Genomic DNA, 18,140 nt, shown 5'->3' with positions numbered 1-18,140 from the left:
GGTCGATGTTCTCCACCTCGGGAGCGGTTCGCCCATGAGCAGTGTGACCGACCGACTGATTCAGGGCAGCATGTGGTTGAGTCTGTCCCGCGCCATCGTCAACGGGCTTTCGGCGCTCAGCACCTTTGTTCTGGCCTGGTATCTCGTGCCGGCTGATTTTGGTCTCGTCGCCATTGCAACGACGATCCAGGTCATCTTGAGTTCTGTCACCGAGCTGTCGCTCAATCAGGCGCTCATCCGCCACGAATCTCCGAGCGAAACGCACTTCAGCGCGGTTTGGACATTGAGCGTAACGAGAAGCGCCATTTTGGCGCTGCTGTTTGCCGCCGCGTCCTATCCGATCGCCGAGTTTTACAATGAACCTCGTTTGACGAGCGTGATGCTTGCCCTGAGTTTCAGCCTGCTGCTGAGCGGTCTCGCCAATCCGCGCCGCGTCATGCTCCAGCGCGATCTGATCTTCTGGCAGGAATTCGTCCTCAACGTCTCGCAAAAGCTGGTCGGCTTCATCGTGACGGTGGCAATTGCCGCCATCTACCAGAGCTATTGGGCGCTGGTGATCGGCACGCTTGCCTACCAGGTGACCAATATCATCGTGTCCTACACCGTCCTGCCGTTCTGGCCGCGCATAACCTTCCGCCATGCCCGGGAATTGTTTTCCTTCTCGGTGTGGCTGACGGCCGGCCAGATCGTCAATACGCTGAACTGGCGGATCGAGTATCTGCTGATCGGCAAGATGCTCGGCGCCACGCAGCTTGGTCACTATACCGTCGGCAACACGCTTTCGACGCTGCCGACCCGTGAGGCGACGGCACCGTTGAACCAGACGATTTATCCGGGCTTTTCCAAGGTCCGCAACGATCCGGTCCGGCTGGTCGCAGCCTATCAGCGCGCGCAGGCGCTGCTGGCGGCGGTGGCGCTTCCGGCGGGGATCGGCATGGCTGTCGTGGCGGATCCGATGATGCGGCTTGCCCTGGGCGAGAAGTGGGCTCCTGCGATCTTCATCGTCCAGGCGCTGGCATCGGTCTTCGCCCTGCAGACGCTCGGCTCGCTCGTCCAGCCGCTCGGCATGGCGAAGGGCCATACCAAGATGCTGTTCATCCGCGACACGCAGATGCTGGTGGTTCGCATTCCCATCATCATCGCCGGCCTGATGATGGCCGGGCTTCCGGGCGTCGTATATGCGCGCGTGCTGACGGGTCTGATTTCCACCGTGGTCAACATGCTTCTCGTCAAGCGCCTGATCAATCTGCCGTTCTTCCAGCAGCTCGCGGCAAATTTCCGCGCGCTTGCCAGCGTCGCCCTGATGGCCGCCGGCGTCTGGGGATTGTCGCATGTCCTGAACGCCCCTACCGACAAGCTGGCGCTGGCCCTGCACCTCGCCATCCTCGTCGTCACCGGTGGTATACTCTATATCGGTTCCAGCTTTGTCCTTTGGCTCGCAATGAAGAAGCCAAATGGCCCGGAAACCGAAGTTCAGCGTATCGCCGTCAAGTTCCTGTCAAAAGCTAAACGTATTGCCGTTCCCAAGTCGGCTTAACGCTAAAACGAACCTTAACAAGTGAGGCAGAATGACCAGCCTATCCAGATCTGAGCTGATCGCAAAACTCAACGGCATGATCCATGATTGCCTGAAGGACTATGTCTCGCGCGACGAACCGCTCGCGATTCTCGACTTCCCCGACATCCGCAATTGTGGCGACTCGGCGATCTGGCTGGGTGAGATGGCCTATCTCAAGAATCGTTTCGGCAAGCGTCCGGACTATGTTTCCAGGCTGTACGACTTCTCCGCGGAAGAGCTGAAACGGCGCGTTCCCACAGGCCCGATCTTCATCCACGGCGGCGGCAATTTCGGCGATATCTGGGTTGCCCATCAGGATTTCCGTGAAGCGATCATGGAGCGCTTCCCCGATCGGCAGATCGTCCAGTTCCCGCAGTCGATCCACTACAGCTCGCCCGAGCGCATCGAACAGTCCAAACGGGCAATCGGGCGCCACAAGAATTTCGTGCTGCTAGTGCGCGATGAAGAATCGAAGGAATTTTCCGAAAAACATTTCGACTGCACGGTGCGGCTATGCCCCGATATGGCTTTCGCCATCGGTGCGCTTCCGGAAAGGGCGACGCAGATTCCCGTCCTCGCCATGCTGCGGGAGGATGCGGAACGGGTCGGCGGCACCGATCGCAGCATCCCGTCCGACATTCCTGTGGAAGACTGGATCACCGAGTCGAAACGCAAGGTGAATATCGCCAAGAAGCTTGGCGTCGCGTCCGCCTATCTCGCATTGAAGCCCAGCGAAATCGCCTTGCGCAGGCTGGACGCGGCTGCGCATAACCGCTTCGAACGCGGCATCAGCCAGATCTCGCGTGCCCGCGCGATCGTCACCGACCGCCTGCACGTCCATATCTGCTCGCTGCTGCTCGGCCGTCCGCATGCCGTGCTGGACAACAGCTACGGAAAGATCCGCCGCTTCATGAATGCGTTCTCCGGCGGAACGAATCTTTCATACAAGGCAACCTCGCTCGAAGACGGGATCGAGTGGGCGCGTCACCAGGCGGCTCAAGGGCGCGTCAAAGAAGCTGTGAGCTTGCGGGCTTAAGGGGGTTATTCGATGCCACTTGTCACCTTCATTATCCCGGTCCGACATCAGGACAATGCCCGCGACTGGAGCAAGCTGAAGGCGAATCTCAGCCAGACCGTGGCCTCCATTTCCAACCAGACCAATGGAGATTGGCGCGGCATCATCGTGGCGAACGAAGGCGCCGACCTGCCTGATCTGCCGGAAAAGTTTTCCGCCGTGCGCGTGACTTTTCCGCCGAACGACCTGCATGAACTCGGAAAGGGCAGCAAGGAAGACTTCCTGGACGCCTTCCGGGCAGACAAGGGCCGGCGTGTCCTGAGCGGCATGTTGACCGCCGCCGACAGCCGCTTTTTCATGATTGTCGATGACGATGACTTCGTCAGCTCCCGGATTGTGCAGCACGCATCCGAAAATCGGGACGCCAACGGCTGGACGATCGACCATGGTTATATCTGGGACGACGGCGGCAATTTCCTGTTCGGCCATGATGATTTCAGCCATCTCTGCGGCACGTCGCTGATCATTCGTGCCGATCTCTACGAACTCCCCGGCCGCTTCGAGGATGCTTCGCTCGACTGGATCAAGTCGATGCTGGGCAGCCATGTCCGCATTGCGAACATCCTGTCCCAACGTGGAGCCCCGCTGACGAAACTTCCCTTTCGCGGGGCGGTCTATCGGGTTGCCCATGGCGGATCGCACAGTCAGGCGCCGAGCCTGCTGCGGCAGTACTTCCTGAACCGCGGCGTGCTCACCAAACCGCGGCGCTGGTTGCGCAATCTTCGCAAGCTGAGGGTACTCGGCGAAAATCACAGGCGCGAGTTTTTCGGCAAGACACGGTCGAACCCCGCGTAAACCGTTTGTTCGAACATCGCACAGGCAGTCAAAATATGAGGCTTTTCTCTTTCGACTTCACCAAGAGGGTTGGTCACTGATGTCGGATCTATTCGTCAGCGTGCTCTTTGCATCTTATAATGGCGCCAGCCGACGGATGCGCCATATGTTGGATTCCTTGGTGCGCCAGGAACTTCCCCATGATCGTTGGGAACTGATTGCTGTCGACAACAACAGCAATGACGACACGTTCGATCTTTTGAAGTCCTACAGTGACAAGCTTCCGATCACCATCCTGCAGCAGCGCACGCCGGGAAAGTCCGGTGCGTTGAACATGGGCTTGGATCGGGTAAAGGGCGATCTCGTTGTCCTGACCGACGACGACATTCGCGCCGAACCGAATTGGCTGACGGCAATCGTCGACTGCGCCGCTGCCCATCCCAGCTATGGCGTCTTCGGCGGCAGAATCGTCCCCGATTGGGAAAAGGAGCCGAAGGATCGCTTTATCGACTGGATTCCCATGGGATCGACATTTGCGATCGTTGACGAGACACAAAGCGGACCATGCGACCCGACAAAGGTTTGGGGTCCGAACACGATCGTTCGGCGCGAGTTGCTGGGGGCGAGTGTCCGCTATCGGGAAGACATCGGCCCTCTTCCGGGACCGATGTTCGCAATGGGCGAGGATGCTGAAATTATCATCCGCCTGGCAGCCAGCGGCGCCAAATCCTATCGATGCGCCGAGGCCGTGGTTCACCACTGGATCCCGGCATCGAGCGTCACCGAGCACTGGGTCCAGAAGCGCGGCGAGCGCCTTGGTTATGGCATGCCGGCGCTCTTTCCCGACGAGGTGCCTGGCGGCGTGAGGTTAAGCGGCGTTCCGCTTCCGACCTGGATCGAAAGCGCACAATGGGCATTCCGGGCAGCCACGCTTTATCTCCTGCCGCAATCCAAGAAGCGGTTCTGGGCTATCTGGAAATATTACTACATGCGGGGCTATCGTGCGGGAATTCGCCGATACGCGCCTCAGACGCTGGCGCGGTGATCGATTGGCCTTAGCAATTCGAAATATTACAGCGTCCTTTGCGCGTCTGAAAAGACGCGCGGCGCTGTAGGAGGCGATAATTTGAAGCTCTCGGTGCTCATCAATAATTTCAATTATGGCCGCTATCTCCGCCCATGCATCGATAGCGTTCTGTCGCAGGACTACCCTGACTTCGAAGTGGTGGTGGTCGACGACGGATCGACGGACGATTCCCGGGAGATTCTTGCCTCCTACGGGGATCGGATTGGGGCTGTATTGAAAGAAAACGGTGGTCAGGCCTCGAGCTTCAATGCGGGCTTTGCGGCCGCAAGCGGCGATATCCTCTTTCTCCTTGACGCCGACGATGCGTTTTTGCCCGGCAAACTCGCGCGGATTGCCGAGATCTACGATCGCAACGAGATCGACTGGTGCTTCGACCGGGTGACGACCGAGGAAAGCGACCAGCCTCCTGCAGAGTTGCAGATAACGCTGTTCGACAAGCGGGACACACTTCGCAAGGGGGGCTTTCCCTCGCTCCCGGTTCCGACTTCCGGCCTGAGCTTCCGCCGCAGCCTGCTGTGCCAGATATTGCCGATGTCCGTCGCAACGGACGTCGTCCTCAGCGACAATTACATCAAGTTTGCCGCAGCCTTTCTTGGCCGCGGCGCCATCATCGAAACCCCGCTGACCTTCCAGCGCATTCATGCGTCGAACCGCTATACCGGCACAAGCAGGGCAAAGACGCTGCGCCCGCGGATCATGATCGCGACAGGACTGGAACTGGCGCGCCGATATGATGGGCTGCAGGCGCTCGGCAAGAGCCTGGTGGCCGGCGGCATTGCCGAAACGACATCGCTGCTGAAGCTCAGGAGAGAAGCGCGCAACACGGTGACCGGCGGCCCCTTCGGCGATGCTGCCGCAACCGAGGTGGCCCTGATGGCGGCGCGCAAGCGTTTGGGAAATCTGCTGCGGAGAGGACAGTCATGAACCAGCAGGAAACTTTCCCGCACTCATCCCTCGGCACCGATCAGGCCGGCGCTGCGCCATTGAAGATCGCCGTCGGCGTGCTGACCTATCGGCGGCTGGACGGGATCGCCAAGCTGCTTGACGTCATGACGCGGCAGATCAGGCACCCGGCCCGCCCCTATCATCTCACCATGGTGATCGTGGACAATGATGCAGCCGGCAGCGCGAAGGCAACGGTTGAGGGCTTTGGCCAGACAGGCGCCTACGACCTGATCTACGTCGTCGAGCAAAACCAGGGCATCCCTTTTGCGCGCAACCGCGCGCTGGATTCGGCACCTCCCGGCACCGAGCTCTTCTGCTTTCTCGACGATGACGAATGGCCGGTCGACGGCTGGCTGGACGCCATGCTGGAGACCCGGCAGAAAAACCGCGCCGATTGCGTCTACGGCCCCGTCCAGCCGGTCTATCCCGAAAATCCGCCGGAATATTTCATCAAGGCCAGGGTATTCGAGCGCAAGAAGAACGTCGACGGCCAGCGTATCGGTTATGCGGCTTCGAACAACGTCATGTTCGATTATCCCCTGATCCGCTCATGGAATCTTCGTTTTGAGGAGAAGATGCGCTTCACCGGCGGCACGGACTATCTTTTCTTCAATCAGGCCGTCCGCCGCGGCATGCAGATTTTCTGGGCCGACAAGGCGCTCGTCTATGACATCGTTCCCGCGAACCGGATGACCTGGAAATGGGTGCTGCAAAGACAGTACCGTCTGGGCAATACCTTCGCAGTCAGCGAGGTTCTGCATGGCAACCTCAAACGCCGGGTCTACCGCGCGGCCTATGGCGCCACGAGAGTCGTGCTCGGACTGGTCATGCTGCCGGCAATCTTGATTTCACCCTACTGGGGCATGCGAGCGCTCACCCATGTTCTGCGCGGCGCCGGCATGGTTAACGGGATCCTCGGACATGCCTATCAGGAATACAAGCCCAATGCCGCCCACTGATGTTATGTGCGGGAGTGTTCAGATGAGCTTTGACGCTTCCTATGTTCCAAACGAACACATCATATGTGATGGGGCCGTCCATGAACATCAAAGCTTCGACCCACCCGGCCAAAAATGGTACGGTTCGACGGAACTATCTTGACACCGCCGCTGTTCGGACAGAACGGTTTTTCACTCTCGTCATCGGTCAAATATAGGAGATGCCTGTCTATGACTGAGAAAAAATTAAAGGTTCTCGCTGCCTCGTCAGGAGGCGGCCACTGGGAGCAGCTGATGGCCATGCGCGGCGCGTTCGAGGGCTGCGATATCATTTTTGCAACGACCATCCCCGGCCTGCTTGCCAAATACGACATCCGCGACGGGTTGGTCCTTCCCGATTGCAGCCGCGACTCGATTACCATGTCGATCCGATGCTTTTTCAGCGCCTTCGCCATCGTTCTTAGACACAGGCCCGACGTCATCATCTCAACCGGTGCCGCACCCGGACTGTTCTGCCTGCTTGCCGGTAAATTGACGGGCAAGCGGACGATCTGGATCGACAGCGTCGCCAATGTCGAAAAGCTGTCCCTATCGGGAAAATTGGCCGGCCGCATCGCATCGCTCTGGCTCACGCAATGGCAACATCTGTCGCGGCCGGATGGCCCCCATTATGCAGGAGCTGTCCTTTGATCCTTGTCACCGTCGGAACGCAGCTGCCGTTTGATCGCCTCGTCAAGGCCATCGACACCTTCGCAAAGGATCTGAGCAAGCCGGTTCTGGCGCAGATCGGCAAGGGTACCTACACGCCACAGAACATGAAATGGATCAAGAATATCGAACCGGCGGACTTCGACAGGGTCTTTCGCGATGCGACTGTCATCGTCTCTCATGCGGGGATAGGCACGGTACTGACGGCAAAGCGTTTCGGGAAACCGATCATCCTCGTGCCACGCAAGGCAGCCCTCGGCGAGCACCGAAACGATCATCAGCTTGCGACGGTGAGCCAGCTCGTCGGCCGGCCGGGCATCTATGTCGCGAATACCGATGACGAGCTCAAGGATTATCTTCTCCAGGACCTGGACAGTCCATCCCATGAAGACGCCTCCGAGGTCGGTCGGGCGTCGCTGGTCAATTATCTGAAAGGTTATCTCGCGGCAGGTTGAAGCGCCCAGCGGAGGCCATCGGCAAAGCAGAATTCCTTCACTCTTTGCAATTGCCGCCGGCAATATGTTTGACAAGTTCCGGCACGATGATCTTAGCGGCAATCTCAGGCAGAGGATGGGCGCCATCAGGAATGGCCGCGGCCAGAGCCGCCGGCGTCAGGCGCTGCCAGTTCGGCCGGTGGTCGACAAACTCCAGACCGCGTTTTTCCGCCTCCGCCCGATGGGCCGAGATATAACTGCCGACAAAGGGGCGGATCAGGCCGCGCAGCCCTGAAAACGGGTTCATCGCCATGACGATGATCCGCGCCTGCGGCAGGCGCTGCCGAAGCTGATCGAGGATGTCACCGATATCCTTTCGGCTTTGCGCAAGCGACACGAACCGCTGCAATGCTGCGTCGTTAGCGTAAAACTCGATCAGAACGATATCCGGCTGCTCGGCGACGACGCGATCAAGCTGGGCAAGAGCCCATAGCGACGTCTCGCCACTCTTTGCAACGCTCTCGATTTTCACCGGCCTCTGCAGGCAGGCTGCAAGCCCTGTTTCGAGAGCGGGCTGCCACCCTCCCCGGGCCGTCAAAGATGTTCCGAACGCGACTATTTTCAACGGCGGGGCATTCCCGGCATGACCGCTTGTGGGGCCCCCCAGCATCACCAGACACGCCAAAAGCAGAAGCCATCCATAGAGCGATCGTCTCTCAATCGGCACTGTTCGCCGAAGTCGCACACTTATCATGGAGAAATCATATCTCGGCGGAACCGATAGGTCACGCGTCAGAAACCCGGCTGGAAGGGCAGCCATGCCCTTCCTGACCCAAGCTGCAGCAGGCTCGAGACAATTTTATGAAGATGACCGCTCATGCCGGTTGTGACGCGGCACAGCCGCGCCATCACTCCTCACGAAATACGTGCTGCATCTGATCGGTCAGCGGCTTCGTCAGATAGGAGATAACGGTTCTGTCGGCGATCTTGATAAAGACTTCGGCCGGCATGCCGGGATAGAGCTTTATCGACTTCAGCTTGGCGATGCTTTCAGCCTCCGGCTTGACGCGAACGGGATAATAGCTGATGCCCGTCCGTTCATCCTTGACGATATCAGGCGCAATCGACGTGATCTCGCCGCGCACATCTGGCGTCGTGCGCTGATCGAAGGCGCTGAAACGCACATCGACGGACTGGCTGACGTGAAGCTGGTCGATATCGCGCGTGGCGACTCTCGCCTCAACCGTCAGATCTTCATTTTCGGGAACGACGAGCATCAGCGTCTCACCCGGATTGACGACGCCATTGACCGTGTGAATGGAAAGCTCGTGAACGCGCCCGCTGAGCGGCGCGACAATGTCGAGACGGCGGAGTTGATCGAGCGCGGTTCCTCGGCGCTCTTCATTTTCGGCGATCTTCGCCTCCACGTCGGTCAGTTCCTTGGCGATCTCCGAACGGCGATCCTCGTCCAGCTGGATCGTCTGGCGATCGATTTCGATTGCCTTGCCTTCGGCCTCCGCCTTTGCAGCGATTTCCTGGCCGCTGTTGCCCTGAAGGTCGGCGCGGGCACGCTTCAGCGCATTCAAACGCTGCAGCGTCACCAGCCCCTTCTTGTAGAGCGTATCGACGCCCTCGAGCTCCTGTTCGATCAGGCTTAGGGAATCATGGGTCGCGTCGATTTGAACGACCAGACCCTTGATCTGCTCGGCCAGCTGATCCTTGCGCGACGCCAGCTGGCTTTTCATTCCGATCAGCGCCGATCTGCGGCTGTCGAACAGCTTTGTCTCGCCGTCGAGCAGATCCCGCGCCGCGGTGCTGGACGTCAGATCGCTGATGTTTTCCTCGACATCGAATGTCGCGGCGTCGATTCTTTCGGCCTTCAGGCGGGCACGGCGCGCATAAAGCTGAGCGAGTGTGCTCTCGACGATCGAAAGCTGTGCTTTTGTCGTCGTGCCATCGAGCTGTATCAGAACCTGTCCCGCCGTCACATGGTCATTTTCGGAGACCAGCAGTTTCGACACGATGCCGCCGGTCAGGTGCTGGATCTTCTTGACATCGCCGTTAACGACGACCACGCCTTCGCCGATGACGGCGCTCGAAAGCTCCGTCGTCGCCGCCCAACCGCCAATGCCGCAAACGAGAGCTATCGACAACGCGCCGACAAGGGCGACATGACGATTGAGGGAGCGTTTCGATTCACTGATGACCTTACTCACAATCTTCCTTCCGGCCTATTCGGCGGCCATGCCGTCGACGACGACTTTGAGCTGAGCCACGCGCTCGGCAATCGGCGTACGCGCCGCCGCTGCTTCCGGCCGGCTGACCCGCGCCAGAACTTCCTCCTTCGGACCGAATGCGATCATCCGGCCGTCCTGCATCATCAGCACGAAGTCGCAGACCGCCAGAACGCCGGAGCGATGTGCGATGACGACGACGATGCCGCCGCGTGCACGCACGCTCATGATCGCGGCACTCAACGCCCGCTCGCCTTCTTCATCGAGATTGGAGTTCGGTTCGTCGAGCACGACGAGGAAGGGTTCGCCGTAGAGCGCTCTTGCAAGCGCGATACGCTGTCTCTGGCCGGCCGAAAGCGCGGCCCCCCCTTCACCGATTTCGGTTTCGTAACCGTTCGGCAGCCGAAGAATGAGATCGTGAACACGCGCCGCCCGTGCCGCGGCAACCACCGCCTCAGGCGACATGTCTTTGGCGAAACGGCAGATATTCTGCGCGACGGTTCCCGAGAACAGTTCCACGTCCTGCGGGAGATAGCCGATATGCCGGCCAAGCGCGTCGCCATCCCACTGGTCGAGTGCTGCGCCATCGAGGCGAATGGATCCCCTGACGGTCGGCCAGATGCCCATCATCGCCCGCGCCAGCGACGACTTGCCCGAGGCGCTGTAACCGATGACCCCGAGGGCGCTTCCTGCTCTCAGCCCGAAGCTGACATCGGAAATGACCAGGCGCTGGCCCGCCGGCGGCCCGCTTGCCAGCCCCTCGACCGTAACCTGCTTGGAAGGCGCTGCAAGCGCGAGCGGGGCGGGAATTTCCGGAATGGTTTTCAACAGGTTCGCAAGCCGCGCCCAGCTTTGCTGGGCGGAAACGAAACCGCGCCAATTTCCGATCGCTGCTTCCACGGGCGCCAGGGCGCGAGACGTCAGAATGGAGCCCGCGATGATAATGCCTGAGGAGGCCTGCCCTTGAATGACCAGGATCGCGCCGGTCGCAAGCGTTCCCGATTGCAGGGCGATACGGAAAATCTTCGACAGGGTGGCATAGCCGTTCCCGACATCCGACGCCTGCCGGGTGATGAGCCGGTACTCCCCATTCTTGCGGTCCCAGATTTCAGCCATGGTGCCGGCCATGCCCATTGCGTGAATGACCTCGGAGTTGCGGATCGAGGTCTGCGCAAAGGCATTGCGCATATTGGCGGCTTCGGATTGCTGTTTTGACAGCGTCCGCGTTCCCTGGTTGGTCAGGAACGTCAGTATGGCGAGAACCAGCGATCCACCGATCGCGATATATCCGATCGCCGGATGAAACAGGAAACAGATCACGATGTAGAAGGGAAGCCAGGGCAGATCGAACATCGCCGTCGGCCCCATGCCGGACAGGAAGGTTCTGATCTGGTCGAAGTCGCGCAACGGCTGAAGCCCGTCCCCGCCGATTTTGACCTTCAGCGGCGCCTTGATCAGCGCCCGGAATACGCGCCCGTTCACCATCTCGTCGAGAGCACCGGCAACGCGCACGAGCATTCTGCTCCGGAGAACCTCGAACGCGCCCTGGAAAGCGTAAAGAGCCAGCGCAAGAATTGCCAGGGCAGCCAGCGTCGGGATGCTTTTGCTCGGAATGACCCGGTCATACACCTCAAGCATGAAAAACGAGCTGGTAAGATAGAGAATATTGATAAGCGCGCTTGCTATGCCGATGAAGACAAGTCCCCCCTTGCACTTCCGCAAGGCTTTGGACGGCTCACTGGCATCAGTCGCTGAACTCTGAAACACGAATTAAATCCTCTCCTACCGCATCGCATGCAGGCCAATCAGCCTGCGTACCGCGCAGCTACGAGCCTATCAAGCCCGAACAATGACATAGCTTGCTTCGGATCCTCGGCACCGGTGCCGAAACCCACTGACAAGTCCAAATCCTATTACATGAATCCCACTGAAAAATGACCGAAAAATCCTATTTATAGCGAACGATTTCAGGGGCCCTAGCTTAACGCTACGCTAATTATACCGGCCTAAGCAAGTGAAAACCGCAAACCGCCCAATAACGGCTCAAAGGGATGAACATGCCGCGCGCGTAGACGCGAGATTTACTGAGGCATTAACTATAAATTCAGTCTATAGTTTGTTCTGATTATGACCGGCGGACATATTTTGTCATCTGCCACCTCTCTCTTTCTACAGCCTGCAGTAATTCATCCGCATTGAGGTCGGAAAACTTCAACCTGAAGAAGATGATCGATTAACGCAGTCTCCGCGTTGAGCACTTCAGACCAACAAGTGCGAGGCTTGGCTGGAATGAAATGCATCGACATTGATGTAGATACCCAGCGAGTCCGTATCGATGTGCGAAGCGCCGTCGGAAATTTTGTACTGGAAGGATTCGCTGACGTTCCCGCTCAGGCCGGCAAGTTTCGCCGCGTCCACGGTGTAGGTGTAATCGCCATCACTCTCGATATGGATCACACCGTATTTCCCTGTTACCGTCAGCCCATATTTATCCACAGCACTCTCGCCAAATCGGCGCAGCAGCACATGCCCGTTGGCAGCACTGTCATTTTCGAGAAGGTTTCCATGATATGCGCTGCCGGTATCGGCCGAAATCTTCAAGTTGTCACGGACAGCGACAATTTTCGGCGCGGCGACTGTGGGCACGGTCGCCACCGGCGTTTCGGTCACTGGCGCCGGGGCGGATATCTGCGGCTGCGCCGGGATCTCCGCGGGATGTTCGATGACCGGTACGGCAGGCGTCTGCTCCTGGCTCGGCGACGTATCGCCATTCGTACTGGCGGCGCTGTCGAGTTCGGCCTGCGCTTGCTCGAATGTCTTGTTGTCGCCGACAAAGAACGTGTTTTGCGCAGCGATTGAGGCCGGCATCGTCAGCGTCGATACATCGCTGTCGATGATATTATCATAGAAGGTGCCCGATGCAGGCCGGTCGACCTTGAGCGCCGACGAGGACAGGTCGTCGAAGACATTGTCATGAACATCGATATTCTCGCGAACATAAAGCGGATTGCCGGCGGCGCTGACCAGAACCCCGTACACCCCATCATGAATATAATTCCCGCTAATATCATAGTTCTTCGCATCGCCCTGATCGCCAAGGCCGATGCCGTAGGACCAGCTGTAGCCGCCATATCCCGAGATATCGTTGTCGTGGATGGCGATATTGGTGCCTGCCTGTGCACTCAACCCGAAGCCGCCGCCGACGAGCGTGTTGCCCTCGACCAAAGCATCTTGAGCTCTGACCAGCACCAGGACGCCTTTGGCGCTGTTGGTTTGCGTTTGCTCCAGATAATTGTCCTTGACGAGAATGTTGCGGCTGTCGTTGAGCTGAATGGCGTCTGCGGCACTTCCCTGGCTATTGGTGACGGTGTTGTTGATCAGGGTGACGCCGTTGACCTTGTCCATCCAGATCCCGTCGGAATGGACACCGGTCAGCGTGCTGTTTTCGATGGTGATGTTCTGACTGCTTTGGAAGCTGACGGATCCGGGCTTTCCGGCAAGACCCGTATTCGTCACCTCGACATTCCGCACGACCCAGTTGGAGACGTTCCCTGCATATATCGCGTTCGCTCCGGTATCGGCGATCTTGATATTCTCGATAACGATATTCGAGGCCTTCGAACCATGGATGCCGTCATTGCTGCTGTGAATGACCGGGGCGTCGCCAAGACCGTAGCTGCCAATGGTGATCGGCGCCGTGACGCTTCCGGAGTATTTCAAGTCGAATTGTTCATTGAACACACTGCCTGCGGCAAGCAGCACACTGTCGCCGGGGTTCAATCTCAAGGCTTCGACCGCTGACAAGGTCGCGAAAGCCGAGCTCTCCGCGGTTCCGCTGTTATGATCGGATCCTGTCGCTGAATTCACGTAGTAGACGGTCATGCCTTCGATCTCCCCCAGGTGATGGAAATCTTCTAAGCGCGAACCTCTCTCCGGCGGCTAAAATGAAACACTAAAATTCTTTCTATCTGCCGATATTCTTCATCGTCAGGCACATTTTCTTCTTCTCCGATGTATTTTTAATGGCGCATAAGTTGCGTCGCGCGAAGGAAATGTATTTTTACTAGAACATCAATTTGATAGCAGTCCATTTTCCCTATCCGCGAGGTTGCCGCGATCACGTCGCTACAACGAGAAGGTTTCTTCCTCAAACGTATCCGGCAATGGAAATGACGGTGATGACCTTAAAATGACGCGAGATCGGGATACCGGGGCGGCATGACAAAATCGCCAAAGCAGATTGCTAGCCCAATGTGATTATTTGACAATTTCATCTTCATCGAAGTGAATGTCTGTATTCTTATTGATTGCTTCCGAATAAAATTTCTTAGCTTCCGAAGAAATATGCTCAATCGCCCATCATCCGTCGTATTCACTTATTATTAATGCACCAATAAACAAGTGCTTCATCCTCTAGCGCCGAAAGAATGTGTGTCATTATTGCACGCGGTACACTCTTATGTTTAGCTTCTGTTAATCTCAGCCTTGACTCCCTGTATTAATATATCCTTAATCGCACCCGTCGCTAAGGTTAAAATTGGCCAGCGAAGATCAATTCATGGAGAGACAACAATGGCTATTCACGCAACCGACGATAGTGCAACATTCCTGGAAACCGACGTCATCTCGGGAAACCTGCTGAGCAACGATTCATCTGACAACGGCCACCTATTCCTTCGCGCATTCGACCAGCAGAGCGTTGGCGCCAAGCAAGGCAACAGCCAGATCACCGAGATCCAGGGCGACTACGGCACCTTCTTCGTCAAACCGGACGGCAGCTACACCTATGTCCTGAGCGATGCTGCCAAGGTCAACTTCACCAATGGTGAATTGCTCCAGGAAAAGGTCTCGTACAAAATCTCCGACGGCAGCGGTCATACCGATGTCGGCCTGTTCACCCTGAACATTCAGGGCGTAACCCAGGTCAAGCCGATCGCTGTCGACGACCACTACAGCTTCACCGAAGGCAGCCCCATCGCCGGCAATGCTCTCGACAACGACATTCCCGGCGACAACGGACATCTCTTCCTCCGTCAGTTCGCCGGTACGAACGTGAACGGCAACCCCAGCGCAACGACCGACGTCGCCGGGACCTACGGCACGTTCCATGTCAAGGCCGACGGCTCATTCACCTATGATCTGGCAGCAGATATCGCTCCGGGCGACCATGTTACGGAAACCGTCCAGTTCTACAAAATCTCCGACGGCGAAGGTCACACCGACGCCGGCGTTCTGACGCTCAATATCACGGGCACGGATTTTGTTTCGGGCGCCAGCGTCTGATCGTCCAATAGCCGATCAATCGACAACGCCCGCCGCGCAAGCAGCGGGCGTTGTCGCCCTTCAAGCCCTGCATACAGCCGTCTTGAGTCTCGAATCGTCCTCAGAAATCTGCCGACGGCTACTTGCGGCAGCGTTGCCGGAATCGCGCCGTCGTGCCGTCCCCAGCGCCTGCCCAGCTTCGATCGAAGATGGGGCGGAGTTGTGGGCTGATCTCTTTAATGGCGGCATTGACCCTGCAACGGTCGCCAAGTTTCAGCATCGTCGTGAGATCGCTGTCGAGCGCAGTCTTTGCCGCCGAAAGCGTTGCATCGGTGAAATCGTTCCAGAAATAGAACCGGGTCAAAATCATCGACTCGTCATGGGGCGCGAAAGCGACCGAACGCTTCATCATTCCCGCAATCGAAAACGGTTCTTCCGCGATGACCGACTGAACAGCGGCGAGACGAAGCCAAAAATTGCTGTTCGTCGGCATGCAGGAGAGCGCATATTGCAGATAACCGCGGGCGCTCGATGCGGCAGCAGCCCAGGCATCGTAGTTAACATTGACATTCTGCCGATCGAGTTGCGCCAGAACGAGTGTCACACCGGCGGCGACAATATCGGATCGGCAATAATGTCCACCGACCACGTCGACACTGCGCGACGCATATCTGGTCACCACATCATCGGCCACCGTCTCGCCACGCTCGATCCTCTCGGCGACGATCGAGATGCTGGCCGTTCTGATCGAAGCATAGAGCTCTCGCCCGGCCAGCACCACAAAGACGACGGTGACGATAACGAAAGCGATCCTGGTGACCGAAACGACCTGGCTTCGGAACATCAGCTTTCGGTGTAGTAGCGCGAATAACGCTTGTAATAATATTCGCTGGAGCCGAATGTCCGGTAAAGCTTCATCTGCGACGGATCGACCTTGGTCAATATAGCGCCGACGCATTTCCCATAGAGTTCCGGCTCGGACAGCAGCGTCGACTGCACGACCTTGCGCGATGTCTTTCCCCACTCGATAACGAAAACCACTGCATCGAGCTTCGAGTTGATAGCGCGCGCATCCACGACCGGCGCCAGGGGCGGCAAGTCGACGATAATGTAATCGAAGCTTTGACGCGCAATTTCAAGAAGCTGGTCCATGCCGCGTGACGCGAGCAGCTCCGACGAATGCGGGACACGATATCGTGCAACCGTCGGCAGAAATGCAAGCTTGGTCTTGGGATCGAGAAGGATCAGATCCTTGAGCGGACGGCCATCGACGATCGCCTCGAGCAAGCCGGCCTCGGCATGGCGGCCGATTGCCCGGGTCGCACCGGGATTTCGCATATCGCCGTCGATCAGCAGGCAGCGGGCGCCTTGCATTGCCAGAAGCTTGGCAAAATTGATTGATGTCGTCGACTTCCCCTCGCCGGGCAAGCTCGACACCACGCCGATGACCTTGCAGCGCTGATCGGCCGCACTGAGGTCGATCGCAATCTTGGCGCTTCGAAGCGTCTCGGCAAATGCCGAGAGCGGATGCTCCTCGACATAGGTCGTGGTCTTGCTGCCCCTGGCGATGCTTCGCGGATTGCTGGGATCGACGAGGGTCGGATCATCGACGTTATCGTCAACCAGCGGCATGACACCAAGCGATTCGACATCGAGCACTTCCTTGACGTCGTCGCCGGTGCGGAAGAACCGATCCCGGAATTCTCGGAAAGCACCGATACCGCTTCCGACCGCACATCCGAGGAACATCGCAAAAGCGACGACAAGGGCTCTCTTCGGAGCACTCGGCTTCGTCGGGGTCTCCGCCATCGTGATGATGCGCGCAGCGGTAATCGGGAAGCTCTGCTGCTGAATGGCTTCCTGGTAACGCGTCAGGAAACTCTGATAAAGATTCTTGTAGGTATCGCGGGTGCGCTCGAGTTCGCGAACCTGCACCTGCGTTTCGCCGGCCGTCGCGGCAACACCGGTCGCCTTCGTGACACTGTCACGCAAAGAATTTTCCCGTGACTGCGCAACCTGCAGCTCGCTTTGGTAACTCTCGGCGATGCGGTTCAACTCATCGAACATGAGTCTCTTATATTCTTCCATTTCCGCACGAAGCCGAACTGCCTGGACGTGATCAGGACCAAGCCGCGCCTCGATTTCGGTCTCGAGCTTGGAAGCCTCGAGATATTTCTTGCGCAGGTCGTTGGAAATGGAGCTGTCGAGCACATCGGTGACGATCGCGTCGGTTTGCTTGGCGTCGATGATCGATTTGACGCGCGCATACTTTGCCTCGGCCTTCGCCGTCTCGGCCTGGGCATTGATCAACTGCGTGTTGATCTCGGAAAGCTGCTGCTCGCTGATCAGGGTACCGGATCCGGCCTCGACAAGCCCATGCTCGCTGCGGAATTTCTGAACCGCAAGGTCGGCATCAAGCGCCTGCTGCCGCAGCTCTTCGATACGCTCCTGAAGCCATTCGCCGGCCCGGCGTGTCGCCTCGTATTTCGAATTGAGTTTGTCGACCAGGTAGACGTCGGCAATGGCCGCGGCGATCTGACGCGCCATATCGGGCGACTGCGAGGTATAACTGACATCGAGAACGTAGGATTTGCCGACACGTTCGACATCGATATTACCGGCTACAGTTTCCGCAGCGTACCGCCGCAGCATTTCCCGATCGGGCGCGACTGCTGCGGCGTCGGCAAACCATGATTTGAAATTCACCATCGACTTCAGCGTCGCGACTGAAAACAGCGAATTCCGCTGGGCGTTGAACACCGGATCGTCGACCAGTTTCAACTTATCGACCACGGCATAGGCGATCGTGTCGGACTTCAACAGCTCGACCTGGCTGAGTACGGTCCCTTCGTCATCGTCCATCTGGCCGAAAGCCGCCAGTTGGTTGATCACCTGGTTATCGCTGCGGTCGATCAGCACGCTTGTATCGGCGGTGTACACCGGCACCGACGTCAGCACATACACAACGCCGAGAATGGCGAAGGCGAACGCGCATGCCGCAACCATCCGCCACTGTCGGCGGGCAATCGCGATGAGCTTGTCGAAATCGATGAAATCAGCGTCGTTTCCTGCATCGCGGGAGGGGTCGATACGCGGGGTAAGTTTATCTGGCGATAGCAATTTCG

At 58.0% G+C, this 18,140-nt stretch carries 15 protein-coding genes; 9 read left to right on the top strand and 6 right to left on the bottom strand.

Annotated elements, in window-relative coordinates; all coding sequences use genetic code 11:
* Window positions 1-34 precede the first annotated feature (34 nt).
* From QMO80_RS18330 to QMO80_RS18295, 8 genes are all read left to right on the top strand, one after another.
* Window positions 35-1,537, top strand: a complete 1,503-nt coding sequence (locus tag QMO80_RS18330) for a lipopolysaccharide biosynthesis protein (RefSeq protein ID WP_283197792.1) — start codon at window positions 35-37, stop codon at window positions 1,535-1,537.
* A 31-nt stretch (window positions 1,538-1,568) separates the two neighbouring features.
* Window positions 1,569-2,594, top strand: coding sequence for a polysaccharide pyruvyl transferase family protein (locus tag QMO80_RS18325; protein ID WP_283197791.1), 1,026 nt, complete (start codon window positions 1,569-1,571; stop codon window positions 2,592-2,594).
* 12 nt (window positions 2,595-2,606) lie between these two features.
* Window positions 2,607-3,428 carry a galactosyl transferase gene (locus QMO80_RS18320; RefSeq protein ID WP_283197790.1) on the top strand — a complete coding sequence of 274 codons (822 nt, stop codon included), beginning with the start codon at window positions 2,607-2,609 and terminating at the stop codon, window positions 3,426-3,428.
* A 79-nt stretch (window positions 3,429-3,507) separates the two neighbouring features.
* A complete protein-coding gene (locus QMO80_RS18315; protein WP_283197789.1) occupies window positions 3,508-4,452 on the top strand; it encodes a glycosyltransferase family 2 protein in 945 nt (314 codons plus the stop codon).
* Between the two features lie 81 nt (window positions 4,453-4,533).
* The gene (locus tag QMO80_RS18310) at window positions 4,534-5,418 is read left to right on the top strand and encodes a glycosyltransferase family 2 protein (RefSeq protein ID WP_283197788.1); all 885 of its coding nucleotides are present in this window, start codon (window positions 4,534-4,536) and stop codon (window positions 5,416-5,418) included.
* Window positions 5,415-6,398 (top strand): glycosyltransferase family 2 protein, encoded by a 984-nt coding sequence (locus QMO80_RS18305; protein WP_283197787.1) that lies wholly within the window; start codon window positions 5,415-5,417, stop codon window positions 6,396-6,398. The genes QMO80_RS18310 and QMO80_RS18305 overlap by 4 nt, the downstream gene beginning before the upstream one ends.
* Before the next feature lie 210 nt (window positions 6,399-6,608).
* Window positions 6,609-7,067 (top strand): glucuronosyltransferase, encoded by a 459-nt coding sequence (locus QMO80_RS18300; protein ID WP_283200220.1) that lies wholly within the window; start codon window positions 6,609-6,611, stop codon window positions 7,065-7,067.
* Entirely contained in the window at window positions 7,064-7,540 is a 477-nt protein-coding gene (locus QMO80_RS18295; RefSeq protein WP_283197786.1) for a glycosyltransferase, read from the top strand. Before QMO80_RS18300 ends, QMO80_RS18295 begins: the two co-directional genes overlap by 4 nt.
* A gap of 37 nt (window positions 7,541-7,577) precedes the next feature.
* Here the strand turns inward: QMO80_RS18295 and QMO80_RS18290 are convergent, their stop codons facing one another.
* The 4 genes from QMO80_RS18290 to QMO80_RS18275 form a co-directional block, all read right to left on the bottom strand.
* Entirely contained in the window at window positions 7,578-8,273 is a 696-nt protein-coding gene (locus QMO80_RS18290) for an SGNH/GDSL hydrolase family protein (protein WP_283197785.1), read from the bottom strand.
* Between the two features lie 154 nt (window positions 8,274-8,427).
* Window positions 8,428-9,735: an HlyD family type I secretion periplasmic adaptor subunit gene (locus QMO80_RS18285; RefSeq protein ID WP_283197784.1), complete on the bottom strand. Its 1,308-nt coding sequence runs from the start codon at window positions 9,733-9,735 to the stop codon at window positions 8,428-8,430.
* A 15-nt stretch (window positions 9,736-9,750) separates the two neighbouring features.
* The gene (locus QMO80_RS18280; RefSeq protein ID WP_283197783.1) at window positions 9,751-11,520 is read right to left on the bottom strand and encodes a type I secretion system permease/ATPase; all 1,770 of its coding nucleotides are present in this window, start codon (window positions 11,518-11,520) and stop codon (window positions 9,751-9,753) included.
* Window positions 11,521-12,012: 492 nt separating this feature from the next.
* The gene (locus tag QMO80_RS18275; RefSeq protein WP_283197782.1) at window positions 12,013-13,635 is read right to left on the bottom strand and encodes a right-handed parallel beta-helix repeat-containing protein; all 1,623 of its coding nucleotides are present in this window, start codon (window positions 13,633-13,635) and stop codon (window positions 12,013-12,015) included.
* 690 nt (window positions 13,636-14,325) lie between these two features.
* On the opposite strand from QMO80_RS18275, the gene QMO80_RS18270 reads away from it, so the two are divergent.
* Window positions 14,326-15,036, top strand: coding sequence for an Ig-like domain-containing protein (locus tag QMO80_RS18270; protein WP_283197781.1), 711 nt, complete (start codon window positions 14,326-14,328; stop codon window positions 15,034-15,036).
* A gap of 118 nt (window positions 15,037-15,154) precedes the next feature.
* Here the strand turns inward: QMO80_RS18270 and QMO80_RS18265 are convergent, their stop codons facing one another.
* The gene (locus QMO80_RS18265) at window positions 15,155-15,859 is read right to left on the bottom strand and encodes a hypothetical protein (RefSeq protein ID WP_283197780.1); all 705 of its coding nucleotides are present in this window, start codon (window positions 15,857-15,859) and stop codon (window positions 15,155-15,157) included.
* Window positions 15,859-18,135 (bottom strand): polysaccharide biosynthesis tyrosine autokinase, encoded by a 2,277-nt coding sequence (locus tag QMO80_RS18260; protein ID WP_283197779.1) that lies wholly within the window; start codon window positions 18,133-18,135, stop codon window positions 15,859-15,861. The genes QMO80_RS18265 and QMO80_RS18260 overlap by 1 nt, the downstream gene beginning before the upstream one ends.
* Between the last annotated feature and the right edge of the window lie 5 nt (window positions 18,136-18,140).

The organism is Rhizobium sp. BT03 (assembly GCF_030053155.1).
Classification (GTDB): domain Bacteria; phylum Pseudomonadota; class Alphaproteobacteria; order Rhizobiales; family Rhizobiaceae; genus Rhizobium.
Note: the sequence above shows the minus strand (reverse complement) of the source record. Positions and strands in the feature narration are given on the sequence as shown.

Bases quoted from the DNA above. Each gene is read 5' to 3' on its own strand.
- QMO80_RS18330 (WP_283197792.1), top strand. From the start codon at position 35: ATGAGCAGTGTGACCGACCGACTGATTCAGGGCAGCATGTGGTTGAGT.
- QMO80_RS18325 (WP_283197791.1), top strand. From the start codon at position 1,569: ATGACCAGCCTATCCAGATCTGAGCTGATCGCAAAACTCAACGGCATG.
- QMO80_RS18320 (WP_283197790.1), top strand. From the start codon at position 2,607: ATGCCACTTGTCACCTTCATTATCCCGGTCCGACATCAGGACAATGCC.
- QMO80_RS18315 (WP_283197789.1), top strand. From the start codon at position 3,508: ATGTCGGATCTATTCGTCAGCGTGCTCTTTGCATCTTATAATGGCGCC.
- QMO80_RS18305 (WP_283197787.1), top strand. From the start codon at position 5,415: ATGAACCAGCAGGAAACTTTCCCGCACTCATCCCTCGGCACCGATCAG.
- QMO80_RS18300 (WP_283200220.1), top strand. From the start codon at position 6,609: ATGACTGAGAAAAAATTAAAGGTTCTCGCTGCCTCGTCAGGAGGCGGC.
- QMO80_RS18290 (WP_283197785.1), bottom strand. From the start codon at position 8,273: ATGATAAGTGTGCGACTTCGGCGAACAGTGCCGATTGAGAGACGATCG.
- QMO80_RS18275 (WP_283197782.1), bottom strand. From the start codon at position 13,635: ATGACCGTCTACTACGTGAATTCAGCGACAGGATCCGATCATAACAGC.
- QMO80_RS18270 (WP_283197781.1), top strand. From the start codon at position 14,326: ATGGCTATTCACGCAACCGACGATAGTGCAACATTCCTGGAAACCGAC.
- QMO80_RS18265 (WP_283197780.1), bottom strand. From the start codon at position 15,859: ATGTTCCGAAGCCAGGTCGTTTCGGTCACCAGGATCGCTTTCGTTATC.